This window comes from Isoptericola sp. NPDC055063 (assembly GCF_053608125.1).
Genome location: NZ_JBSGUW010000003.1, coordinates 265,764 through 273,083, shown reverse-complemented (window position 1 = coordinate 273,083; position 7,320 = coordinate 265,764). Strand labels below are relative to the sequence as shown.

Genomic DNA, 7,320 nt, shown 5'->3' with positions numbered 1-7,320 from the left:
AGGGGGGGTACACGCGGATGTGGGACCCGAGGAGGACGGGTAGGAACTGGGGAGCGGCCGCGGGTGCTCCCGCGGCCGGGGTGCTGGGGGTGCTCACGGTGGCGTCAGGCCTCCTGCTCGGTGCGGTCGCCGGACCACTCGGTGTGGAACGTGCCGTCGCGGTCGGTGCGGCGGTAGGTGTGGGCGCCGAAGAAGTCGCGCTGCGCCTGGATGAGGGCGGCGGGCAGCCGCTCGGCGCGGACGCCGTCGTAGTAGGCGAGGGACGACGAGAAGGCCGGCGTGGGGACCCCGTTGAGGGCCGCCTGCGCGACGACGCGGCGCCAGGCCGACAGCCCGTTCGCCACGGCGTCGGTGAAGTACTCGTCGGCGAGCAGCAGCGGCAGGTCCGCGGCACGCTCGTACGCCTCGGTGATGCGGTTGAGGAAGCGCGCGCGGATGATGCAGCCACCGCGCCAGATGCGGGCCATCGCGCCACGGTCGACGTCCCAGCCGTACTCGGCGGAGGCGGCCGCGATCTGGTCGAAGCCCTGCGAGTACGCGACGACCTTCGACGCGTACAGCGCGAGACGCACGTCCTCGATGAACGCCGCGCGGTCGGTGACGTCCCACGTGCCGGCGTCGGCGGGCAGCGCGGCGCGGGCGGCCTCGCGCTGGGGCACGGAGCCCGACAGGGCGCGCGCGAACGTCGCCTCGGCGATGCCGGTGATCGGCACGCCCAGGTCGAGGCCGTTCTGCACGGTCCAGCGGCCGGTGCCCTTCTGCTCGGCCTGGTCGAGCACGATGTCGACGAACGCGCTCCCGGTCGCGGCGTCGACGTGCTGCAGCACGTCCGCCGTGATCTCGATGAGGAACGACTCGAGGTCGCCGGTGTTCCAGTCGGCGAAGATCTGCCCGATCTCGGCCGCGGACGCGCCGAGGCCCTGCTTGAGCAGGTCGTAGGCCTCGGCGATGAGCTGCATGTCGGCGTACTCGATGCCGTTGTGCACCATCTTGACGAAGTGGCCGGCGCCGTCGGGCCCGACGTAGGTGCAGCAGGGGGTGCCGTCCACCTTCGCGGAGATGTCCTCGAGGATCGGGCCGAGGCTCGCGTAGGACTCGCGGGTGCCGCCGGGCATGATCGACGGGCCGTTGAGCGCGCCCTCCTCGCCGCCGGAGACACCGGTGCCGACGAAGTGCAGACCCTTCTCGCTCAGCGTCTTCTCGCGGCGGATCGTGTCGGGGAAGTGCGCGTTGCCGGCGTCGACGACGATGTCGCCCTCCTCCAGCAGCGGCAGGAGCTCGTCGATCACGGCGTCCGTCGCGGCGCCGGCCTTGACCATGATCACGACCTTGCGGGGCCGCTCGAGGGAGGCGACGAAGTCCGCCATCGACTCGGACGGCACGAAGTCGCCCTCGTGCCCGGCCTCCGCGATCAGGGACTCGGTCTTGGCGTACGACCGGTTGTGCACCGCGACCGTGTACCCGTGCCGCGCGAAGTTGCGGGCGAGGTTGCGGCCCATGACCGCAAGTCCGGTCACGCCGATCTGGGCACGAGCTGTCATCGTTTCCCTGCTTCCGTCGATTCTCGGTCGGTCGGGCGTCGTCGGACGGGCTGCGCGGGAGGCGCGCCCGACCCGGCCCGGGGAGCCGGGTCCAGCGTAGTCGGCGCCGCGCGCGAGGTGTACGGACCATCACGATCCGGACACGACACCCCGGGCCCGCCGCGTCGCCTCCCCGCCCCGCGGCCCGGGCGCCGTACCGTGGCAGGCGTGACCGGCGACCGCACGGGCGACTCCAGGCAGGACGGCAGGCAGGACCCCAGCCAGGCGCCCGCCCCGTTCGCGGCCGCGCTGGCGTCCTTGCGCGAGCGACGGCTGCGCGGCGAGGTGCACCTCGCCGAGATCCCGGGCCCGACGCGGATCGCCCCCTGGTCGGTCGCCCTCGAGGGCGAGGTCACGGAGCCCGACGGCGACGAGGTCGCGACGGGCCGGTTCGTGGTCCTGCACGACCCCGAGGGCCAGGAGACCTGGCAGGGCACGTTCCGCGTGGTCACGCTGGTGCGGGCCACTCTCGAGCCCGAGCTCGCGGCGGACCCCCTGCTCGCCGAGGTCGCGTGGACCTGGGTGACCGAGGCGCTCGGCGCCGCCGGGGTCGAGGTCCTCGCGCTGGGCGGCACCGTCACCCGCGTGCTCTCCCAGAGCTTCGGCGCGCTCGGCGAGACACCCGACGCCGTCGACCTCGAGATCCGCGCATCGTGGACCCCGACGGACACCGACCTCGGCCTCCACCTCGCGGTCTGGGCCGACCTCATGGTGACCGCCGGCGGCCTGCCACCCCTGCCCGACGGCGTCACCGCGCTGCCCTCGCGGCCTGGCGGGCGCACCCGCGGCCCGACCCGGCCCCCGTCGCGACCGCATACCGTGGGGCCATGAGCTCAGCAGTCCCCCCGTCCGCCGCCGCCGACGTCGTCCCGCTCACCGAGCCCGCGGACGGCGTCGGGCGCGTCGTCGACACCCCCGCCGCCTTCGACCGCGTCGTCGAGCGCTTCGCGGCCGGCACGGGCCCCGTCGCCGCCGATGCCGAGCGCGCGTCGGGCTACCGCTACGGGCAGGCGACGTACTTGGTGCAGCTGCGCCGCGAGGGGGCCGGCACCGCCCTGCTCGACCCCGTCGCGATCCCCGACCTCTCCCGCCTGGGCGACGCCGTGGGCGACGCCGAGTGGGTGCTGCACGCGGCCTCGCAGGACCTGCCCGGGCTGGCCGAGCACGGGCTGCACCCGGCCCGCGTCTTCGACACCGAGCTCGCCGCGCGGCTGCTGGGCCTCGAGCGCGTGGGCCTCGCCGCGGTCGTCGCCGAGCTGCTCGGCCTGGGCCTGGCCAAGGAGCACTCCGCGGTCGACTGGTCCACCCGCCCGCTCCCGGAGGACTGGCTGCGGTACGCCGCGCTGGACGTCGAGGTGCTCGTGGACCTGCGCGACCGCCTCGCCGAACGGCTCGACGCCGCCGGCAAGACCGAGTGGGCGGCGCAGGAGTTCGAGGCGGAGCGCACCGCCGCTCCCCCGGCCCCGCGACTGGACCCGTGGCGGCGCACGTCCGGCACCCACACCCTGCGCGACCGGCGGCAGCTGGCCGTGGTGCGCAGCCTGTGGCAGGCGCGCGACGCCAACGCCCGGACCCGGGACATCTCGCCCGGACGCGTCCTGCCGGACCGCGCGATCGTCGCGGCCGCGCGTGCCCTGCCCCGCACCGTGCCGCAGCTCGTGGCGCTGCCCGAGTTCGCGGGCAAGGCCACCCGCCGCCGCGCACCGGCGTGGCAGCAGGCGATCGACGAGGCCCTCGCGCTGCCCGCCGACCGGCTGCCCAGCAGCCGCGGCCCCCGGACCGACGGCCCGCCCCAGCCGCGCACCTGGGCGGACCGAGACCCCGTCGCAGCCCGCCGCCTCACCGGCGCGCGCGAGCTGCTCGGCACGATGTCCGGCGACCTGCACCTCCCGGTCGAGAACCTCCTGCAGCCCGACGCCCTGCGCCGGCTGTGCTGGACGCCCCCGGACCCCGCCCGCGCGGCCGAGATCGCCGACTTCCTGCGGGGCCGAGGTGCCCGGCCGTGGCAGATCGACCTCGTCGCGGTCCCCCTGGAGTCGGTGCTCGCGGAGGCCTGAGCCGGGCGCGGCGACGACGGTACCGCGAGTGCTGATACCCCGTCTCACGATGGTCTATCCTCGTTACCGGTACTCGCGGTAGCGTGTACCTCGGTGCCGGCCTCACGCGGGTCGAGCCCGAGAGCGGCGTCGCTCGTCGGACGCCGAAGTCCCGACCATCGTCAGTGGATGGAGCTGCCATGACCACCCGGAACCCGGCCCGCCGCGCGCTGCGCGACGTCGTCTTCGTCGAAGGCGTCCGCACGCCGTTCGGCAAGGCCCGCCCCGACGGCCTGTACGCCGAGACCCGCGCGGACGACCTCGTCGTCAAGGCGGTACGCGAGCTGCTGCGCCGCCACCCCGAGCTGCCGGGCGAGCGGGTGGACGAGGTGGCCATCGCCGCCACCACCCAGCAGGGCGACCAGGGCCTGACCCTGGGTCGCACGGTGGGCATGCTCGCGGGCCTGCCGACCACCGTCCCCGGCTTCGCCATCGACCGCATGTGCGCGGGCGCGATGACCGCCGTCACCACGACCGCCGCCGGCATCGCGACCGGCACGGCGGACGTCGTGGTCGCGGGCGGGGTCGAGCACATGGGCCGCCACCCGATGGGCTTCGACGCCGACCCGAACCCGCGGTTCCTGTCCGAGCGCCTGGTGGACCCGGAGGCGCTGAACATGGGCGTCACGGCCGAGAACCTCCACGACAAGTTCCCGCACCTGACCAAGGAGCGCGCGGACGCCTACGCCGTGAACAGCCAGGCCAAGTACGCCAAGGCCCTGGCCAACGGCGACATCGGCTCGGAGCTCGTCCCCGTCGCGGTCCGCTCCACCGAGCAGGGCTGGGGCCTCGCCACCGCCGACGAGCTGCCGCGACCCGGCACCACCGTCGAGGGCATCGCGAACCTCAAGACGCCGTTCCGCCCCGGCGGCCGCGTCACCGCCGGCAACGCCTCCCCGCTCACCGACGGCGCCACCGCCGCCCTCCTGGCCTCCGGCGACACGGCCGCCGAGCTGGGCCTGCCCGTCGCGATGCGCCTGGTCTCCTCCGCGTTCGCCGGCGTCGACCCGTCGATCATGGGCTACGGCCCCGTCCCGGCCACCGAGAAGGCGCTCGCCCAGGCCGGCCTGACGATCGACGACATCGGCCTGTTCGAGATCAACGAGGCCTTCGCCGTGCAGGTGCTGAGCTTCCTCGACCACTACGGCATCGCCGACGACGACGAGCGCGTCAACCCGTACGGCGGCGCCATCGCCATGGGTCACCCGCTGGCCAGCTCGGGCGTGCGCCTGATGATGCAGCTCGCGCACCAGTTCGCGAAGCACCCCGAGGTCCGGTACGGCATCACCACCATGTGCGTGGGCCTCGGCCAGGGCGGCACCGTGATCTGGGAGAACCCGCACCACGCCGACTACTCCGGCCACACCACCGCGACGGACGAGGAGAACTGACCCCGATGACCGAGAACACCTCCGGCGTCCGCGCCGAGCGCGTCACCCACTCGCGCGTCCGCGACGTCGAGCTCCCGGGCGGCGCGGGCACCCTCGCGCTCGTCACCCTGGACAACGGCCTCGACCACACCAAGCCCAGCACCCTGGGCCCCGAGGGCATGGCCGAGCTCACCGCGGCGCTCACCGCGCTCCAGGAGCGCGCGGGCCGCGGCGAGATCGCGGCCGTCGCCGTCACGGGCAAGCCGTACTTCCTCGCCGCGGGCGCGGACCTGCTGCAGGTCTCCACCGTCACGTCGCACGAGCAGGCGCTCGAGCTGGGCCGCTCCGGGCACGCCGCATACGAGCTGCTGCACACGATGGGCGTGCCCACCTTCGCGTTCGTCAACGGCCTCGCCCTCGGCGGCGGCCTCGAGGTCGCGCTCAACTGCGACTACCGCACCGTGTCGTCCGACGCCCCCGCGCTCGGCCTGCCCGAGACCGGCCTCGGCCTCGTGCCCGGCTGGGGCGGCGCCTACCTGGTGCCGCGCCTGGTCGGCATCGAGAAGGCCGTCGACGTCATCCTCACGCGCCCCGCGGCGCAGAAGCCGTTCAAGGCGGCCGAGGCGGCGCAGATCGGCCTCGTGGACCAGCTCTTCGAGGCGGCCGACTTCCTCGAGCAGTCGATCCTGTGGGCCTCGCGCGTGCTGCGCGGCGAGGTCGAGGTGCCCCGCCGCGAGCTGGACCCGCAGCCCGTGTGGGACGCGGTCGTCGCGGCCACGCGCCAGCGGCTCGACGCCGTCGTCGCCGGCTCGCGCCCCGCGCCCGGGCGCGCCCTCGACCTGCTCGCCGCCGCCCGCACGGCGACGCGCGCCGAGGCCTTCGCCGCCGAGGACCAGGCGCTGGCCGACCTCATCATGTCCGACGAGATGCGCGCCAGCGTCTACGCGTTCCAGCTCGTCTCGGGCGGCAAGAAGCCGGTCGGCGCGCCCGACAAGAGCCTCGCCCGCCCCGTCACCCGCGTCGGCATCGTCGGCGCCGGCCTCATGGCCGCGCAGATCGCCCTGCTCGTCGCCCAGCGCCTCGGCGTGCCCGTCGTCATGCGCGACCTGGACCAGGAGCGGGTCGACAAGGGCCTGGGCTTCGTCCGCGCCACCGTCGAGAAGCTGGTCGGTCGCGGCCGGATGACGCCGGAGGCCGCCGCACGGATCGTCGCGAGCGTGCACGGCACCACCGAGATCGGCGAGTTCGCCTCGTGCGACGTGGTGGTCGAGGCCGTCACCGAGGTGATGGGCCTGAAGAAGAAGGTCTTCGCCGAGCTCGAGGGCATCGTCTCCCCCGAGACGATCCTCGCGACCAACACCTCGGCCCTGTCCGTCACCGAGATGGCCGCCGACCTGCAGCACCCCGAGCGCGTGGTGGGGATCCACTTCTTCAACCCGGTGGCCCAGATGCCGCTGGTCGAGGTGGTGCAGGCCACGGAGACCTCCGACGAGGCGCTCGCCACCGCGTTCGCCATCACGAAGAAGCTCCGCAAGACGGCCGTCCTGGTCGCCGACCGCCCCGGCTTCGTGGTCAACCGCCTGCTGGTCCTCGTCATGGGCAAGGTCGTCGAGGCGATCGAGAACGGCACGTCCGTCGAGGTCGCCGACACGGCCCTCGCGCCGCTCGGCTTCCCGATGCCCACCTTTGAGCTGTTCGACCTGGTGGGGCCGGCCGTGGGCCTGCACGTGCTCACCTCGCTGCGCGAGGACCTCGGCGACCGGTTCCCGACGTCGCCGGGCCTGGAGAAGCTCGTGGCCGACGGCACGAAGGTCGTCCTGGACCGGCCCGCGCCCGGGCTGCCGAAGCCGGTGGACCCGGCGATCCAGGCCGTGTTCGGCGAGGCCCTGCCCGCCGGTGCCACGGGCCGCCAGGGCACCCCGGTGCTCGACGCCGCCGGCGTCCTCGACGCGGTGCTCACCGCGCTGACCGTCGAGGTGGGCCACATGCTCGACGAGGGCGTCGTGGCCGGGCCGTCCCAGATCGACCTGTGCATGATCCTCGGCGCCGGGTGGGGCTTCCACACCGGCGGCATCACGCCGTACCTGGACCGCTCCGGGTACTCCGAGAAGGTCCTCGGGCGCCGCATCCTGCCGGACGGCGTCGCGAACGTCCCCGAGGCCGTCGCCTGACGCAGGCCGACACCACCTGACACCTCCTCCTCGGGGCGGGGCCGGGCCACGAGCCCGCCTCCCCGCCGACGGCCGGTCCCCTCTCTCGGGGCCGGCCGTCGGC

Annotated in this window: 5 protein-coding genes; 4 read left to right on the top strand and 1 reads right to left on the bottom strand. The window is 74.6% G+C overall.

From position 1 onward, the window contains the following. Window positions 1-104 precede the first annotated feature (104 nt). Window positions 105-1,541 (bottom strand): NADP-dependent phosphogluconate dehydrogenase, encoded by a 1,437-nt coding sequence (gene gndA / locus ACWF41_RS05240; RefSeq protein ID WP_380324993.1) that lies wholly within the window; start codon window positions 1,539-1,541, stop codon window positions 105-107. A gap of 207 nt (window positions 1,542-1,748) precedes the next feature. Here gndA and ACWF41_RS05235 point away from each other — a divergent pair, with 207 nt between their 5' ends. The 4 genes from ACWF41_RS05235 to ACWF41_RS05220 all read left to right on the top strand — a co-directional run bounded on the left by ACWF41_RS05235 (window position 1,749) and on the right by ACWF41_RS05220 (window position 7,217). Continuing rightward, complete coding sequence (locus ACWF41_RS05235) at window positions 1,749-2,411, top strand: DUF3000 domain-containing protein (protein ID WP_380324990.1); 663 nt, start codon at window positions 1,749-1,751, stop codon at window positions 2,409-2,411. Beyond that, a complete protein-coding gene (locus ACWF41_RS05230; protein ID WP_380324987.1) occupies window positions 2,408-3,637 on the top strand; it encodes an HRDC domain-containing protein in 1,230 nt (409 codons plus the stop codon). The genes ACWF41_RS05235 and ACWF41_RS05230 overlap by 4 nt, the downstream gene beginning before the upstream one ends. Window positions 3,638-3,816: 179 nt before the next feature. Further along, the gene (locus tag ACWF41_RS05225) at window positions 3,817-5,067 is read left to right on the top strand and encodes a thiolase family protein (protein ID WP_380324984.1); all 1,251 of its coding nucleotides are present in this window, start codon (window positions 3,817-3,819) and stop codon (window positions 5,065-5,067) included. Between the two features lie 5 nt (window positions 5,068-5,072). Then, window positions 5,073-7,217, top strand: coding sequence for a 3-hydroxyacyl-CoA dehydrogenase NAD-binding domain-containing protein (locus ACWF41_RS05220; protein ID WP_380324982.1), 2,145 nt, complete (start codon window positions 5,073-5,075; stop codon window positions 7,215-7,217). The last annotated feature ends 103 nt before the right edge of the window (window positions 7,218-7,320 follow it).